A 16,213-nucleotide genomic window follows, 5' to 3' on the forward strand; every position below is an offset into this window, starting at 1 on the left:
GCCGACACTTTTAAGGATCCGTGTCAGGTTTATGTCGTCGCGTCCTGCCTTTAGACCATCGGAGACCGAAGCTCTCCGAGCCGGAGTCGAACCGGCATTTCGACGCCCATGGGCACGGACCCGAGCGATTCGGCGATGGGTGGCGAATGCTGAGCCTGGAGCAAGAGTCTGAGATTGATCGCGGTCTGCCTCTGCCAGTTGGGCCACCCCGGCCCGTTGGTGCGACGGGCGCACCGAGTGCCGGGGGGAGGACTCGAACCTCCACTGGAACCGCGTCGTCACGACAAGCCTCAGTTTCAGCTTGCGCTCCTCGCGCGCCCCGGCCGTAGTGGACGGCCGGGGAGTCCATGGTCGGTCACCCGAAGAGGTAACCGAATATCGCATCACCCACCCGCTGGTCGGTGACATCCACGCCGTTGGCCTCCTCGCGGGCGAACTTCACGGCCTGCTGGAGTTTCTCCACCCGGTCCAGCAGTTCGTTGACGCGCCGCGCGGGGAGGGCACCGGAGAACTTCACGGTCGTCCAGTAGCCGATCGGAACGTCCTCGTAGTACACCTCGACCTGCGCCGGGTGCTTGTCGGTCGCCTCCGCCTTCACGTGGTTGCGGGGAACCTTCTTCGTACGGAGCGTCCGCACCGGCTCGGTCTTCCAGGAGTCCGTCGACGGGTCCTGGATCCACGCCTCGGCGGCGTCGAGCACCGGAAGCTTGCGGACGAACGTGTTGATGTCCGTCAACTGCTTCTCCAGGAAGAGCAGATACGACACCGGCACGTCGCTCACGAGCACCTGCCCGTCGACCTTCACGTCCGCACGGGCGGTGCAGTTCGCCCAGTCCTTCGTGGCGGTCACATCGAAGAGGCGGGTCAGGGTCGTCGCGGTCTGCCTCAGCACGTCCTCGGCCTTGACCTGCACCAGGGTCGACTCGGGCGGCAACTGCTCGCCCTCCTCGTCCTTCGGCTGGTAGGTCCGGGAGATCCCGGCCAGCAGACCGGTCTTCTGAAGGCCGTGATGCGCCGCCGTCAGGTCCTGGTGTGCCTTGGACTTGACGCCCTTCTCCACTGCGATGATCTGATTGAGTTTCGCCACGTCAAGGAAGCTAGCAGCGTCAAGTCCACGACTGCCACCGATTTCCCGCACCTTCGTTCGAAGGGCTTACGTCTCCCGGACCGGCCCAGAACCGGCACGGGACCGCCGTCGGCCCACCCACCGGGGGCTGACCTTCGGTTCGCCGTCGGGGCCGCTCGTCGGTTCTCCGTCGGCAATGGTCAGAGTGTGTCTGCGGGGCCTTCGGCCCGGTCGGCCAGAGCGGCAGTGAGGTCGACCTCGACCAACTGGCCGGGGAAGCCCAGGCACGCGACACCCAGCAGTGTGCTCGCGGTGGTGAAGGCGGACCCGATGGCCGAGGTGGTGAGCCTGCGCCAGGCGTCCCCCAGGACCGCGACGTCGTCGCCGACCACGTAGACCACCGACCGTACGACCTGGGACGGCTCGGCACCCACGGCCGCAAGTGCCACAAGGGCGTTGGCCACCACCTGGTCGATCTGGGCTTCGAGATCCCCCGGACCCACCAGCGCACCGGATCGGTCGAGCGGACACTGGCCGGCCAGGAACGCGGTCCGGCCGGACTCCACCACCGTGATGTGGTGATAACCGGGTGTGGGGTGCAAACCGTTCGGGTTGATTCTGCTGATCTCCGTCGCCATACGCCCGAGCCTGACGATGCCGCCCGGTGGACGCAACCGCCCGCCGCCCCGATGCTGCTGCTCGATCTGGTCGCGGGCGCGGTGACCATGAAGAGGATCGACGACATGGCCTGGGAGCACCTGGCTTCGGTGCACGGCGCGAACCGCGCCGCGTCCCAGCGGGAGGACGAGTCGTTCCGTAAGGCGCGGCTGATCGTACTGCCGCTCGTCGCCGTCCTGCTGATCGTCCTCCTCGTCATCGCCACGAGCTGAAACGCCGGACCCGGGACACGGCTTCGGAACGGGCCGGCACCGGGGCGGCCTCGGGACGCGAGCCGGAGGCGGGAGAGGTGTCAGCCTCCGCCGAGTGCCATGAGCGTGCCGACGGGGTCGGTGTCCGGAGTGGCGCGGGGCCACCAGTCGTCCTCTCCCGGTTCGGACTCGTAGCCGTACCAACGGCCGTCATGGCCGAAGCGGAGCTGAAGTGTTCCGTCGGGGTGCGTGAGGCGGTTGCGCCAAGGATGGAAGCGGGGGAAGTCGGCCGCGGCGAGCGTGGGGCGGGCCCGGTCGAAGGGGCCGGCCGGAGGGTCCCAGGGCGTTTCGAGGACGGCCAGCCCTTCGGCACCGCCCTGGCGCCAGGCGGCGACGGCTCGCGCCAGATCGGTGGGGGTACGGCCGGTGGCGTACGCGAGTTCACGGTAGAGGGCGCGGGTGGTCGCCGTGAGCCCGGCGGTGGGGCGGGACGCGGCCAGTCGTACCGCGTCCTGCCACGGGGTGAGGCGGGCGAGCGGGTCGATGCCGGTGGTGAGGAGCGTGTGCGCGCGTGCCGCCGCGTCCGTGGCGAGGTGATCGAGGGCGAGCGGGTCCCGGGCACCGGGCAGACCCGGGTACGCGGGCGGCTGCCCCGGGTGCTCCGGGACCGGGAGCGGGGCGGGAAGCGGCGGGAGGGGGCGGTCGGCAAGGGCTTCGCGGGCGGGCACCGACGGTGTCGTGGGGGCGCAGGGGCGTTCCCGGGCCTCGTGCGCGGCGTTGCGGTGGCCCAGTTCTTCCAGGAGTTCGCGTTCGCCGCGGCCACGCAGCAGCAGGAGGACGAACGGGTCGGTGTCCAGGAGCCGGGCCATCTGGTAGCAGAGCGCGGACACGTGCTTGCAGGGCCGGCCGCGGTCGGGGCAGGTGCAGTCGGGGTCGAGGTCGTCGGGGGCGGGCAGCAGCACGACGCCCGCCTCGGCCGCCGCGTCGACCAGTGAGTGGGGCATCTCCTTGTCGAGCAGTGCGGCCAGGTGGCCGGGGCGGGCGGCGACCGCGTCGAGAAAGGTGTCCCAGTCCGGGTCGGTGAGCACCCGCAGGCGCAGTTCGGTGCGGTAGGGGCGGGGGCGGCTGCCGTGGACGTAGGCGACGACGCGACCGGGGGTGACCGTGATCGCGGCGACCTTGCCGCTGTCGGCGTACGTACGGCCGCGGGCGAGCCGTGCCTCGTCCATCGACAGGGATTCCAGGGCGTCCACCCAGGCGCGTCCCCACCAGCTGTCCGCGAAGGGTTCGTCGCCCTGGGAAGTGCGGGGCGGCACGGCCTCGAAGGTACGGCGCAGATCGTCCGGACCGGGACGCGGGCGCACGGCGGAACGGCTGTCGCCGACGACGCTCCGACGGCTCTCGGTACGGGCATCGGGGCCGGTCGGCCTGCGGCCCTCGGGGCGAGGATCGGGACCGGTGGGGCGACGGATTCCGGGGCGGGCATCGGGGACGGCAAGCCGACGGGCCTCGGTGCGGGCATCGGCGGCAAGACGGCGAACCTCGGCACGCGGGTCGGCAGCGGTGAGCCGACGGGCCTCGGCACGGGAGTCGACGGTGCGGGAATCGGCGGTGGAGGGCCGACGGGCCTCCGGGCGAGGTGTCATCCCGGCCTCCTGAGCGAGACGAGGTCTGCCAGATCACGGTCACTGAGCTCGGTCAACGCGGTCTCGCCGCTGCCGAGGACGGCGTCGGCCAGATCCCGCTTGGCCTTCAGCAGCTCACCGATCCGGTCCTCGACCGTGCCTTCCGCGATCAGCCGGTGCACCTGGACGGGTTGCGTCTGGCCGATGCGGTACGCCCGGTCCGTGGCCTGCTCCTCGACGGCGGGATTCCACCAGCGGTCGTAGTGGATGACATGGGCGGCCCGGGTGAGGTTCAGTCCGGTGCCCGCCGCCTTGAGGGAGAGCAGGAAGACCGGGACCTCACCCGACTGGAAGCGGTCCACCAGCCGTTCCCGCTCGGCCACCGGCGTACCACCGTGCAGGAGCTGGGAGGGGACGGCCCGCGCCGCGAGGTGGGCGGAGAGGAGCCGGGCCATCGTCACGTACTGGGTGAAGACGAGGACGGAGCCGTCCTCGGCGAGGATCGTGTCGAGGAGTTCGTCGAGCAGCGCGAGCTTTCCCGACCGGCCGACGAGGCGGGTCGGCTCCTCCTGCAGATACTGCGCGGGGTGGTTGCAGATCTGCTTGAGCGAGGTCAGCAGCTTCATGATCAGGCCGCGTCGGGCGATGCCTTCCGATGCCTCGATGGCTCCCATGGTCTCGCGGACCGCGGCCTCGTAGAGCGTCGTCTGTTCCCGGGTGAGGAAGACGGGGTGGTCGGTCTCCGTCTTGGACGGCAGCTCGGGCGCGATACCGGGGTCGGACTTCCTCCGGCGCAGGAGGAAAGGCCGGACCAGGCGGGAGAGCCGTTCGACCGCCTCGTCGTCGGCGAGCCCGGCTGCCGTCCCGGTGTTCTCGACGATACGGGCATGGCGGGCCCGGAACGCCTTGAGGGGGCCCAGCAGGCCGGGCGTCGTCCAGTCGAGCAGGGCCCACAGCTCGGAGAGGTTGTTCTCGACGGGGGTACCGGTGAGGGCCACCCTGGCCGGGGCCGGGATGGTGCGCAGCGCCTTCGCCGTGGAGGAGTGCGGGTTCTTCACGTGCTGGGCCTCGTCGGCGACGATCATCCCCCAGCCGTGATCGGCCAGTTGTGCCGCGCTGGAACGCATCGTGCCGTAGGTGGTGAGGACGAAACCGCCGTCGGGCTCGGCCAGCGTGCGGTCGGTGCCGTGGAAGCGGCGGACGGGCACTCCGGGGGCGAATCGGTTGATCTCCCGGTGCCAGTTGCCCAGCAGGGAGGCGGGGCAGACGACCAGGGTGGGCGCGGGGTGGGCACGGCGCAGGTGGAGCGCGATGAGGGTGATCGTCTTGCCCAGTCCCATGTCGTCGGCGAGACAGCCGCCGAGACCGAGCGAGGTCATCCGGTCCAGCCAGGCAAGGCCGTGGAGTTGGTAGTCGCGGAGTGTGGCGGCGAGACCGGGGGGCGGAGCGACGACGGTGGTGCCGGCGGTGATGCGGGCGCGGAGTGCGGCCAGGGCGCCGACGGGCACCGCCTCGATCGGCTCGCCGTCGACCTCGGCGCTGCCGGTGAGCGCCACGGAGAGTGCGTCGACCGGATCGAGCAGGCCGAGCTCTCGCTTGCGCGCCTTGCGGACGAGCGCGGGGTCGACCACGACCCACTGGTCGCGCAGGCGCACCACGGGTCGGTGCGCCTCCGCGAGGACGTCCATCTCCTGCTCGGTGAGCTGCTCGTCACCCAGGGCCAACTGCCAGTTGAAGGAGAAGAGTTGCTCGGCCTCGAAGAACGAGGTGCCGTCGGTGGCCGAGCCCGGGGCGGGCCGCACGACGGCGGTGGCGGTCAGGGAACGGGCGAGCTCCCTGGGCCAGTGGACGCCCACCCCGGCCGCGGCCAGCCGCGTCCCGGCCTCGCCCAGCAGCTCGTACAGCTCGTCCTCGTCGAGCGCCAGCACATCGGGCACCGGCTGATCCAGCAGCCGCTCCAACGGCGACCAGACGCGAGCGGCCCGGCGCAGCGCGAGCACGGCGTCGATCCTGGCCCGCGGGCCGAACGGCTCCCCCGCCCCGCCGTGCCACAGTGTGGCCGCGTCGACGACATGGGTCGGGTCGGCCAGGCTGTGCACCTGGGTGATCGCCGCGGCGGCATGGCGCGCGGCGCTGATCGCCCCGGCGGCGCTGATCGCTTCGGTCGCGCCGGCCTTCCCATGCGGATCGACCGCCTCGGTCGCGCTGCCCCTCCCGGCCGCGCTGCCCCTCCCGGCCGCCTTGATCGCCTCGGCCGCGCCGGTCGCCTCGTACGCGGCGGCTGTGTCGGTCGTGGCGGCCGTGTCGAAGAGTTCGTACGCCGACAGGTCGAGGCGCAGCGAGACCCGTACGCCCGCGTCGAGTCCGGCGGCGACGTCGACGGCCCAGGCACGGGCCCCGGGCAGGTGCTGGGCGTCTCGGGCAGCGAAGGGCGCGCCCATCGCGTATGCGGCGGCCGGCGTGCGGGGCAGGGTGTCGGCCACGGCGTCGAGGAACGCCCCGAGCAGCCATTCCGGGTCGGGGAGCCGGAGCGGCGTACGGTCCGGGACCGGGGCTGCGTACCCCTCCGGCGGCATGGCGGCGGCGATGGCCCGCAGATGGGCGATGTCCTCGGCGTCACGCGGACCGGCCCGCCAGGCGTCGAAATCGTCACCCGTCAGGCCGGGGAGCAGCCTGCCGCGCGCCACCAGATTGAGCGCCTGGAGCGCGGCGGCGCCCCAGCAGCGAGTGGCGGGATGGGCGAATCCGTGGTGCCGCGCACGCACGAGCAGAGGCAGCGCGTCGGTCACGGGCAGCAGGACCGCCGGCACGACGCTCCGACGGGCTCCGCCCCGCTGTCCGTGCCTGCGGACGACGGTGATCTCCGCGGTGGCGGCGCCGCGTGCGGCGGCCGAGCCCCCGCTCCCGGGATCCATGCGGTCCATGAGCGGGAGCGCGCCGCCGTCAGGGTCCCAGAAGGCGACGTGTCCGTCCCTCGGCAACGGCGTGGGCAGGAAGGTGGCGGCACACCCGAGGAGACGGACGGCGGAGGCGTCGGTGTCCGGCTGGTGCTGTGCCGTGCTCATCGGTCCCCTCCCCTACCGCTCCGGTCGTCTCGATCGCCTTGATCCTCATGACTCCTGCGAGTCTAGGCGGGGGGTCCGACAATCGGCTTCGCGGCGGCGTTCCCGCAGGCGGGACGCCATATGCAGCCCGTTCGCCGCGCCGGTCCCGGAACGGGGGCGAGGGAGGCGAAGGGGCCGGATCAACGGATCAGTGCGGAGCGAGCGGCTTCGACGGCTTCGACGGCTTCGAACGAGGGGGTCGCGTGGGATCGGACGACGAGGAGGACGGGGAGGACGAGGAGGACGGGGACGCCGGCGAGGCCCCGGGGGGCGGCGAAGGCGTGGACGCGGGCGCGGAGGACACGGACGCGGGCGGCGGAGCGGGCGAACGCTGCGGCGGGCGCGGCCTCGGGTGCGCCTGCTGTGTCTGCGCGGAGCGCTGCGCCTGTGCGGGACGCTGTGTCGGCGAGGGGCGTGGCGCCTGCGTCGGGGACGCGGAGGGCCGGGAGGGGCGGAGGGCCTGCTGCGAGGCGGGCGCCGCGTCCTGAGGTACGGACGGTTGGGCACGCTCCAGGAAGCGGAGCAGCTCCACCGGGAACGGGAGCACCAGCGTGGAGTTCTTCTCGGCGGCGACGGCCACCACCGTCTGCAGCAGCCGCAGCTGCAACGCGGCGGGCTGGGAGGACATCGCGCTCGCCGCCTCGGCGAGCTTCTTCGACGCCTGGAGCTCGGCGTCCGCGTTGATCACACGGGCGCGACGCTCACGGTCGGCCTCGGCCTGACGGGCCATGGAGCGCTTCATCGTCTCCGGAAGCGAGACGTCCTTGATCTCCACCCGGTCGATCTGCACGCCCCACCCGACCGCCGGGCTGTCGATCATCAGTTCCAGGCCCTGGTTCAGCTTCTCGCGATTGGACAGGAGATCGTCCAGATCGCTCTTGCCGATGATCGACCGCAGCGAGGTCTGCGCCATCTGCGACACCGCGAACCGGTAGTCCTCCACCTGGATCAACGCGCTCGCGGGGTCGACCACCTTGAAGTAGATGACGGCGTCCACCCGTACCGTCACGTTGTCCCGGGTGATGCCGTCCTGCGCCGGCACCGGCATCGTCACGATCTGCATGTTGACCTTGCGCAGCCGGTCGATACCGGGGACCACCATGGTGAAGCCGGGCCCGCGCACGTCGTCGCGCAGCCTGCCGAGCCTCAGGACGACGCCCCGCTCGTACTGTTTGACGATCTTGGCCGCCGCGGCCAGGTACAACACGCCCGCCGAGGCCGCCGTCACTACCGCGATCACAAGATCCTGGACCATGACGGCCCCCTGAAAGCCGGAAGACTTAATACCACGGTATGCCTAGTATCCACCGATATAAAGGCATTCATGTGGCGGTGCACCTGCCGACACGCGCCCCCACGCCAACAACCGGATCAGCTACGAGAGGGCCCCTTCGCCCGCCCGGCCGCACACCGGATGCCGGGGCGTCGGGGGACGGGCAGGGTGGCCAGCATCGGCACGCGCCGGTTCCGGCGGTGCCGGCGGTACCGGCACATCCGATGGCGCCGACGAACGACCGGACGAGACAGACGAGGATCCGCCCATGCCCGTGATCGATCACCGACGCCGCCGTCTCGGCATCGCCGCCGTGACCACGCTCCTGGCCCTCACCGTCGCGAGCTGCTCCGGTCTCGGCCGGACCGCGGTCGGACCGGTCACGTACACGACCGAGCGGGATGCCACGGTCACACTGCACAGCCCGCTGGTGAGAGGCTGCCACAAGCTCGACCCCGCGGGCGCCAAGGCGGTGAGCAACGGCACACTCGTCGACATCATCCTGTACCCCACACCCGACTGCACCGGGCCGGGCTCGACCTACCTCGCGACCACGTTCACCGACGTCAACGCCGCCAGTGCGCCTCCGTGGCACAGTTTCCGTACGGTTCACTGACCCTCGCCGTACGCTTCGCCGCCGCCGGTTCCCCCACCTCCCGCCTGCCTCCTTCCTTCCTCCCTCTTACGGTGTTCCGTCTTCTCACGATGTTCCGTCACACCGAGCGGCGGGCCACCAGCGCCGCGCTGATGTGCTGGAGGTCGGCCGGACGGGACGGGGAGAGGCCCGTCAGGCGGTCGATGCGGCGGATGCGGTAGTCGACGGTGTTGGGGTGGATGTGCAGGGCGGCCGCGGTGGTCCTCCGGTCCAGGCCGAGTTCGAGGAACGTCTCCAGGGTGTGCAGCAGTTCGGGCTTGGTCTCCAGTGGCCCCAGCAGCCGCGCCAGCCCGGGCAGCGCCTCGCTGGGCCGGCTGAGCTGGTACTCCAGCAGGACATCGGCGAGCCGGTACAGGCCGGGCGGGCGACCGGTTCGGGCGACCAGGTCGACGATCTCGGAGTTGCGGGCCACGGCGGCCGGAACGGCTTCCGGTTCCGCGGTCTCCGCGGCGGCCGTGACGGGGACCCCGGCGGCGCGGGCCGCCTCGTCGATCAGCTCGCACAGCCCGCCCGGACCATGCCATTCCGACGGCTCCTCGGCGGGCAGCAGCACTGTGCCGCCGGACGTGTCGAGGGCGGTGAGCACCGGTGTACCCGCGTAGTGGTCGAGGACCGTACGGATCCGGCGGATCTTGCGCCGGGCCGCGACACCGGCACCCGGCCCTTGCCCGGTTCCCGCCCCCGACGTCATGACGGACCCTGCCCCCGACTCCGCTCCCGCCCCTGCTCCCGGCTCCGCTCCCGCCCCTGCTCCCGGCTCCGCTCCCGCCTCGGCTCCAGCCCCGGAGCCCACTCCCGCCCCGGCCTCGGGCTCAGCACCGGAGTCCGCCCCCGCCCCCGCTCCCGCTCCCGCTCCCGCTCCCGACGACTGGGCCAGTTCGTCGGGGTGCGGCGCCAGTGCCAGGGTCAGCGCGAGGTACCGCGCGGCCGGGCGGGGCCCGGTGGGGTGTGTGAAGCGGTCCAGCGGCTCGCCGGCCAGCAGAGCGGTCATCAGGGCGTGCCGTCCGCCGTGCTCCTGACTGTCGAGGATCCGCCGCGCCTCCAGATAGGCGCCGCTGACGGCGGACGTCAACTGCCGTTGGAGCACCATGATGCGGTCCGTGATCTCCAGGACCACGGGAAGATCGCCGGGCAGCGCCTCCTTCGCCGCCTCCTGCCAGCACATGGCCGTGCCGACCTGGTACGCCGTGAGGATCGCGTCCAACGGGACGCCCTCCTCCGCCCGCTGCGCCGCGGAGTCGCGCTGCTGGGTCAGTTCGGCCTCGGTCGCATGACGCCGGTACTCGACGATGTCGGCGAAGAGGCGCAGGTTGTGCTGGACGATGTCCGCGATGTCGCCGGAGATCTCCTCGCGAGGAAGGTCCGCGTAGACCGGTAGGTCGGAGAGGAGCCGGGCGACGACCCGCCCGGTCAGGGCGGGGGCACGGGCACGCAGGCGTGCGGCCACCGGACGGCCCGCGATGGTCAGCGGGGCGGAATCCGGCCGCCCGGAGCCGTGCCGTTCACCGCACGCGACGAGCCGCTGATTGTCACGCGTCACAAGTTCTCCCGCGGAAGTCTGCGCTACCAACCAGTTAAACGACGGCACCCGAGTCTGCATGATGACCGGCGTCACACGCCATGCCCCACCTCACCCCCACCGCCGGAGGAATCTGTGAACTCACCGCAGACAAAGGGCTTCTGTCGTTCCATCAGAACATTCCTGAGTGCGGTCGCCCTGGCCGGCCTGGCCGTGGGGACCGGAGCGGCACCGGCGTCCGCAGCCGCCACCGACGGCCCCATGTCCTACGTCGCGCTCGGCGACTCGATGGCTTCCGGTCCGCTCGTCCCGGACATCACGGGCCCGGTGGCCTGCGGGCGGTCGACGCACAACTACCCGCACGAACTCGCGGCGCGGCTCGGCGCCTCGCTCCGGGACGTCACATGCAGTGGCGCCGCGTCGAAACACATGACCGAGAAGCAGTCGCTCTCGCTCCTCGACATCCCGATGGGATCTGCCCCGCCCCAGTTCGACGCGTTGCGCCCGGACACCGACCTGGTGACCCTGACCATCGGCGGCAACGACGCCGGGCTCGTCGGCATCGCACAGAAGTGCACCACTCTCGACCCGAACGCCACCCCGTGCAAGGAGAAGTACACCGAGGGCGGCGTGGACCAAGTGGCGCAGCGCATCGCGGAGTTCGCACCGAAGCTGGGTGTCGTGCTGGACGCGATCCGCCAGCGCTCGCCGCACGCCCGGGTGGTCGTCACGGGGTACGGCCTCTACATCAAGCCCGGCGGCTGCTGGCCGCTGCAGCCGGTCCTCCCGGTGGACGCCGACTTCCTGCAGGGCAGCGTCGACCGGATGAACACGGCGATCGCGGAGCAGAGCGCCGCGCACGGCGCCGAGTACATCGACCTGGCCACGCCGAGCGTGGGACACGACGCCTGCCAGACCCCGTCGGACAAGTGGGTCGAGGGGTACGTCCCGACCGCGGCCGCCGCCCCGCTGCACCCCAACCGGAACGGCGAGGCGAACTACGCCGCCATCATCGGCGCCCGCATACAGGGGAGTTGACCCCGTTGCGGCACCGACTGCTGCGCGGGCCGGCGGCGGTGGCGCTCTGCGTCGCCGCCGCGCTCGTGCCGACCGCGCCGACGGCACGGGCCACCTCACCGCACGCGACCACGCCACCGGCACAGACCGCCATCGCACCGCAATCGCCACAGGCCATCACCGCACCACGACGACCGCGGCCCGCCGCACCCCCGGCACAGGCCGGCCCGCCGCACGGACCGGGCTGCGATCCGCTGGCGCCCACCGAGTGCCTGCTTCCGTTCCCCAACGACTGGTACACCCGGCCCGATCCGAGCACCGACACCGGCCGCCGAGTGGCCTTCACCTCAGCGGGGCTGCCGCGGGCCGCGACCGGGCTTCCCGTCGACCCGACGGCCTGGAACCGGTCCGACGGCTTCTCCCCCGGCTCCGCGCTCATCGCCCACGTGCCCGGCCTCGACCTGGCGGCGACCGGCGCGGCCCCGCTCACCGACATCGGCCGCTCCCTCGCCCCGGACGCACCCGTCGTACTGCTGGACACCCGGACCGGGGAACGCTGGCCGTACTGGGCCGAGTCGGACGTGAACGCGACGGCCCCGGCACGCCGCGCGCTGCTGATCCACCCGGCCCGCAACTTCCGCGACGGCCATCACTACGTCGTCGCCCTGCGGCGGCTCAAGGACGGCGCCGGGCACACGATCCCCGCCGCCGCGCCGTTCGCCGCCGTCGTCGGCAGGCCGCTCCCCACCACTGACCCGCTGCACGCGCGCCAGCGCCAACTCGGCCCCGCTCTCAGGGCATTGCGCCGCGCCGGGGTGGGGTCCGAGGATCTCCACCTCGCCTGGGACTTCACCGTCGCGAGCACGCGCGCTCTCACCAGCGACCTGTTCACCATCCGCGACGACGCGTTCCGCCGACTCGGCCGTCGCGCCCCCGCCTTCACCGTCACCGGTGTCACCGACCTCACGACCGAACAGGACCCGAGGATCGCCCGGGAGGTGACGGGCCGGATCAGTGTGCCCGGGTACCTGAACCCGCCGGGCGGACCGCCCGGCTCCGTCCTCGACCGGGGCCGCGACGGAACCCCGCAGCGGCTCCCCTCGAACACCCAGGTCGCCGAGTTCCGCTGCGAAATACCGCGCTCCGCGTTCCGCATCCCCTCCCGCCCCGCCCTGTACGGGCACGGCCTTCTCGGCCGCCGCTCCGAGGTCGGCGCGGGCAACGTCAAGGCGATGGCGGCGGAAGGCGGCTTCACGTTCTGCGCGACCGACTGGATCGGGATGGCCGAGGAGGACGTCCCCGTGGTGCTCGGCGCGCTCGCGGACCCGAACCTCTTCCCCGCCATTCCGGAACGCAGCGAACAGGGCATGCTCAACGCCCTGTTCCTGGCCCGCACCCTGATCCACCCCGACGGGCTGACCGCCGACGCCGCCTTCCGCGACGGCGAGGGACGCCCGCTCGTCGACATCCGGCACGGCATCGCGTACGACGGAAACAGCCAGGGCGGAATCCTCGGCGGTGCCCTCGTCGCCGCCTCGCCCGACATCCGCCGCGCGGTCCTCGGTGTCACCGGCATGAACTACGGCCTGCTCCTGAACCGCAGCGTCGACTTCGCACCGTTCCAGCAGGTCCTGAACCTCTCCTACCCGGACAAGCTGCGGCAGCAGATCGTCCTCCAGTTGTTCCAGATGGTGTGGGACCGCGGCGAGACCAACGGGTACGCGAACCATCTCACCGACCACCACCAGGTCCTGTTGCACATCGCGTACGGGGACCATCAGGTCGCGAACGCGGCGGCCGACGTGGAGGCGCGCACCATCGGCGCCCGTCTCCTCACCCCGGCGCTCACGGCCGGCCGCAGCCCGGACACCGTTCCGTACTGGGGCATCCGGACCGTCGGCCGTGGTCAACTCCCCTACCGGGGCTCCGCGATGACGGTGTGGGACAGCGGTACGCCCAGCCCGCCGGTCACCAACACCCCGCCCATGGGGCCGCAGTACGGCCGCGACCCGCACTCCGACCCCCGCAACTCGTCGGCCGCCCGTCAGCAGAAGGCCACCTTCCTGACCACCGGCCGTGTCATCAATGTCTGCGGCGACACACCGTGCACCGCGGCCCCCGCTTCCTGACACCCCGCTCCAGCCCAGGGAAACACCGCCAGCCTCCCAGGAAACGCCGACCTCCCACCCGGAGAACTACAGACCCCCGGGAATGCAGACAAGGAGCACCATGCGCACGCACCGCATCACCCACGCCGCCGTCCTGGCCGCCCTGCTCGCCGGCACCGTCCTGGTCCCGCCCGCCGTCGCCGCCGCGCCGGACGCCTCACCGAAAGCGGGAGCCGCCGCCACGGTACGGGCCGCCGTGCCGTTCACCTCGGCGTCCGCCCAGCGCGCCGCGGACGGCGGTCACACGCTCTCCTGGTCGTCCCCCGCCGGATCGGTGACCGTCACCGCCGTCGCCTCACCCGACGCCACCACCGGCATCCCGGTGGGCACCGCGCCCGGCACCGGCTCGCTGACCGTCCCCGCCGGGACGCTCCCCGAGGCCGGACGCTGGTACTTCCGGCTGACGCCGGACAGCGGCTCACCCCTCGTCGTCGCCGACCGTTCGCTCGGCATCGAATCCGCACGCAACTTCCGTGACATCGGCGGCTACCGCACCACCGACGGCCACTGGGTGCGCTCCGGCCTGGTCTACCGCTCCAACAAGCTCAGCGGCCTCACCGACGCCGAGCAGCAGCGGCTGGTCTCCCAGCGCGTCACCCTCGACGTGGACCTGCGCAACGCGATCGAACGGCACGAGGACCCCGACCGGCTGCCCGCGGGCGTGAAGTACCAGGTCGCGGATGTCGCGTCGCTCAGTCACGGCCTCCGCTTCCACGACTCGGCCCTGACGACCCTGGCCAAGGCCATCGCGGCCGGGCTGCTCTCCGGCTCGTCCGACCTCGGTCAGTCCATCGGCTACCCGTTCATGGTCGACTTCGTGGGCGCCGACTACGCGTTCCGCGATCTGCTCACCGCCGTCGCCACGAACGGCTCCGGCGCGACCGTCTTCCACTGCAGCGCGGGCAAGGACCGCACCGGCTGGGGCACGGCCGTCCTGCTCACCCTGCTCGGTGTCCCGCGCGACACCGTCGAGGCGGACTTCCTCGCCAGCAACCAGTACACCGGCAACCCGAAGGCCGTCGAACTCGGCTGGCTGCGCGCGGCCTTCGCCGAGGCGGACCACCTGTACGGCGACTTCGACACCTACGTACGGGAAGGGCTGAAGATCGACGACGCGACGGTGGCCGCGCTGCGCGCCAAGCTGCTGACCGACTGACGCAACCGGCCACCGCGCGGACACCGGTCCACGTCCGCCGACCCGACGTCACCGGCCCTCACGCGGAGGATCGTTGCCGAACGCCGCACACACCCGCTCCCCGGCCGGTGTGTGCGGCGGACGACGGACGGGTTCCGTCAGCACATCGGATAGCGGTCGGCGGGCCACACGAGCGATTGCTCGAACTCCAGGCACAGATCGTCGGCCAGCCCACCGATCACCGTGCGCCCCTCGGTCGCCACCAGCCAGGACGGCGGAAGGTGGACGTCGCCGTGGCGGGCACCGAGCAGATTGCCGCAGACCGCCCCGGTGGAGTCGCTGTCGCCGGAGTGGTTGACCGAGAGCAGCAGCGCCTGCGCCACCTGCTCGGCGCCCGGCAGCACCAGGGCGCAGTACACGGCGATGGCCAGGGCCTCCTCCGCGACCCAGCCCGCGCCCAGGGTCTCCACCTTCTCGGCCGTCGGCTGCCCTTCGGCGGCCAGGTCCACCGCGGCGCGCAACGCCGCCGCGGTCTCCTCGTGCCCCGGATGGCGGCCCAGCAGTTCCATGGCCCGCAGCACCGCGCCCGCCATCGAGTCGCCCTCCAGGAGATGGGCGACGATCGCCGCGAGCGCGCCGGCCGCGTACCCGCCGGTCGGATGGCCGTGGGTGATCTGCGCGCACCAGTAGGCGAGCCGGAAGCCCTCCTCCGCGTCGGCCCCCACCAGGCCGAACGGCGCCGACCGCATCACGGTGCCGCACCCCTTGGACCCGGTGTTCACGGGGCCCGGCCCACCGAGCCGGGCCACCGGCTCCGGTACATGCCCGGTGGCGAGACCGGTCAGGCAGGCGTTGCCGGGTGCCCTGCGCGCGTACAGCCAGGGCTCCAGCCTGAGCCGCCCGGTCCGCACCGGGTCGTCGCCGCCGCGAGCCGGCGGAGCGGGGTGATTCTGGGTGTCCAGCCAGCGCAGATAGGCGTTCCGCAGCAACGCGGTCTCGGCGCCGCCGATGCCCTTCGCCGCCGCCCGGGAATGGGCCCTGATCAGCCCCTCGACCGTGAACAGCGTCATCTGGGTGTCGTCCGTGACCCGGCCGACAACGCCTTCCTCGTCCGCGAGGAGCCCCTGCACGCCATGCTCACCATGCGCGCGCCGGATACCGGCGAGCGAAAGGAACTCCACCGGATTCCCCAGGGCGTCCCCTATCGCCCCGCCCAACAGACAGCCCCGCACCCGCGCCCTGCGGCCTGTGCGGTGCTCCCATGACGCGCCGTTCACACACGATCCCCTCGACTCGCTGCCGACCCGGATCGGTGTCGACATGTCCCCAAAACGCCGTCGCAGGTCCATCCTGGTAGGAGAGGCGATCACCATGCGTACCGGTAACGAACCGACGACCGCCCGTAGTCCTCTGCGACTGCGGCTGTGCCTGAGTCTATGGGGGCTGGCCTGGGCCGTCTTCGGCCTGACCGCCTTCACGCTGGCCGGCCACCCGGGCTGGGCCGCCGCCTGCGGTCTGCTGCTCCTGCTGGTCCTCGCGGACATCGTGGTGATCGTCCACCACATCCACCAGGGCCCGCACTACCAACCGGGCCGCGACATCCCGCCGTACGAACCCGACCACGGCGGACGCGGACGGTACGGTCACTGACCCGCCGTTGTGTGCCGCTCCTGGGCCGTCGGACCGCGCCGGAAGGCCGGTCCGCCCCGGAGGGCCGGCCGTCCCCGGGACGTCAGTTCCCGGTCCGGAAGCGGGCCGCCTCCGGATACTCCGGCTTCGGAT

13 protein-coding genes are annotated in these 16,213 nt (G+C 72.1%); 6 read left to right on the plus strand and 7 right to left on the minus strand.

Going from position 1 to position 16,213, the window contains the following annotated elements; all coding sequences use genetic code 11:
• Positions 1-355: 355 nt before the first annotated feature.
• Both ACFYXM_RS00315 and ACFYXM_RS00320 read right to left on the minus strand, forming a co-directional pair.
• Complete coding sequence (locus ACFYXM_RS00315; protein ID WP_362621081.1) at positions 356-1,087, minus strand: hypothetical protein; 732 nt, start codon at positions 1,085-1,087, stop codon at positions 356-358.
• A 179-nt stretch (positions 1,088-1,266) separates the two neighbouring features.
• Positions 1,267-1,704: a Rid family hydrolase gene (locus ACFYXM_RS00320; protein ID WP_389285430.1), complete on the minus strand. Its 438-nt coding sequence runs from the start codon at positions 1,702-1,704 to the stop codon at positions 1,267-1,269.
• A 51-nt stretch (positions 1,705-1,755) separates the two neighbouring features.
• On the opposite strand from ACFYXM_RS00320, the gene ACFYXM_RS00325 reads away from it, so the two are divergent.
• Positions 1,756-1,956, plus strand: coding sequence for a hypothetical protein (locus ACFYXM_RS00325; protein ID WP_389285432.1), 201 nt, complete (start codon positions 1,756-1,758; stop codon positions 1,954-1,956).
• An 80-nt stretch (positions 1,957-2,036) separates the two neighbouring features.
• Here ACFYXM_RS00325 and ACFYXM_RS00330 read toward each other — a convergent pair whose 3' ends face one another.
• The 3 genes from ACFYXM_RS00330 to ACFYXM_RS00340 all read right to left on the minus strand — a co-directional run bounded on the left by ACFYXM_RS00330 (position 2,037) and on the right by ACFYXM_RS00340 (position 7,919).
• Positions 2,037-3,581, minus strand: a complete 1,545-nt coding sequence (locus ACFYXM_RS00330; protein ID WP_389285434.1) for an SWIM zinc finger family protein — start codon at positions 3,579-3,581, stop codon at positions 2,037-2,039.
• Positions 3,578-6,625 carry a DEAD/DEAH box helicase gene (locus ACFYXM_RS00335; RefSeq protein ID WP_389285436.1) on the minus strand — a complete coding sequence of 1,016 codons (3,048 nt, stop codon included), beginning with the start codon at positions 6,623-6,625 and terminating at the stop codon, positions 3,578-3,580. The genes ACFYXM_RS00330 and ACFYXM_RS00335 overlap by 4 nt, the downstream gene beginning before the upstream one ends.
• A 187-nt stretch (positions 6,626-6,812) precedes the next feature.
• Complete coding sequence (locus tag ACFYXM_RS00340; RefSeq protein ID WP_389285438.1) at positions 6,813-7,919, minus strand: slipin family protein; 1,107 nt, start codon at positions 7,917-7,919, stop codon at positions 6,813-6,815.
• Between the two features lie 286 nt (positions 7,920-8,205).
• Between ACFYXM_RS00340 and ACFYXM_RS00345 the strand changes: the two genes are divergently transcribed.
• Positions 8,206-8,553 (plus strand): hypothetical protein, encoded by a 348-nt coding sequence (locus ACFYXM_RS00345; RefSeq protein WP_389285440.1) that lies wholly within the window; start codon positions 8,206-8,208, stop codon positions 8,551-8,553.
• A 97-nt stretch (positions 8,554-8,650) separates the two neighbouring features.
• On the opposite strand, the gene ACFYXM_RS00350 is transcribed toward ACFYXM_RS00345, so the two are convergent.
• Positions 8,651-10,060, minus strand: a complete 1,410-nt coding sequence (locus tag ACFYXM_RS00350; protein ID WP_389285907.1) for a PucR family transcriptional regulator — start codon at positions 10,058-10,060, stop codon at positions 8,651-8,653.
• 186 nt (positions 10,061-10,246) lie between these two features.
• Here ACFYXM_RS00350 and ACFYXM_RS00355 point away from each other — a divergent pair, with 186 nt between their 5' ends.
• From ACFYXM_RS00355 to ACFYXM_RS00365, 3 genes are all read left to right on the plus strand, one after another.
• Entirely contained in the window at positions 10,247-11,149 is a 903-nt protein-coding gene (locus ACFYXM_RS00355; protein ID WP_389285442.1) for an SGNH/GDSL hydrolase family protein, read from the plus strand.
• Between the two features lie 155 nt (positions 11,150-11,304).
• Positions 11,305-13,257, plus strand: coding sequence for a hypothetical protein (locus ACFYXM_RS00360; RefSeq protein WP_389285908.1), 1,953 nt, complete (start codon positions 11,305-11,307; stop codon positions 13,255-13,257).
• 100 nt (positions 13,258-13,357) lie between these two features.
• Positions 13,358-14,452, plus strand: coding sequence for a tyrosine-protein phosphatase (locus ACFYXM_RS00365; protein ID WP_389285443.1), 1,095 nt, complete (start codon positions 13,358-13,360; stop codon positions 14,450-14,452).
• Positions 14,453-14,589: 137 nt separating this feature from the next.
• Here ACFYXM_RS00365 and ACFYXM_RS00370 read toward each other — a convergent pair whose 3' ends face one another.
• The gene (locus ACFYXM_RS00370) at positions 14,590-15,708 is read right to left on the minus strand and encodes an ADP-ribosylglycohydrolase family protein (RefSeq protein ID WP_389285444.1); all 1,119 of its coding nucleotides are present in this window, start codon (positions 15,706-15,708) and stop codon (positions 14,590-14,592) included.
• A gap of 94 nt (positions 15,709-15,802) precedes the next feature.
• Between ACFYXM_RS00370 and ACFYXM_RS00375 the strand changes: the two genes are divergently transcribed.
• Complete coding sequence (locus ACFYXM_RS00375) at positions 15,803-16,081, plus strand: DUF6343 family protein (RefSeq protein WP_389285446.1); 279 nt, start codon at positions 15,803-15,805, stop codon at positions 16,079-16,081.
• Positions 16,082-16,213: the final 132 nt, after the last annotated feature.

This window comes from Streptomyces sp. NPDC002476 (assembly GCF_042889785.1).
In the GTDB taxonomy this organism is placed as follows: Bacteria; Actinomycetota; Actinomycetes; order Streptomycetales; family Streptomycetaceae; genus Streptomyces.